Genomic DNA, 277 nt, shown 5'->3' with positions numbered 1-277 from the left:
CTAGCCTGTCCCGGTGAGAGCATGAAGCGCAATGGCAAGCCATTAGCGTCGCAAACCATATGAATCCTGGTTGTCAGGCCGCCTCGACTTCGCCCCAGAGCATGGTCTAGCGGTTCTTCAGGCCCCCTTTTCCCGGCGTCTGAAGAGGCTCGGGTTGCACGTACCGCCGTGGAGTCGATCATCCAGGTGTCCAGATCAATCAGTCCTTCATGGTTGAGTCGAATGTGCAAGCGTTCCAGCTTCCGGTCGAACGTGCAGTTATCGCGCCAGTCACGAA

The 277-nt window shown here is 57.4% G+C and carries 1 pseudogene; it reads right to left on the bottom strand.

Annotated features, from left to right (window positions below):
* Positions 1-277: pseudogene (locus ALO43_RS28970) on the bottom strand (IS5/IS1182 family transposase); the annotation flags it as partial.

Origin of the sequence: Pseudomonas tremae, assembly GCF_001401155.1 — a bacterium.
Taxonomy (GTDB): Bacteria; Pseudomonadota; Gammaproteobacteria; order Pseudomonadales; family Pseudomonadaceae; genus Aquipseudomonas; species Aquipseudomonas tremae.
This window is presented reverse-complemented; position numbering and strand designations above follow the sequence as displayed.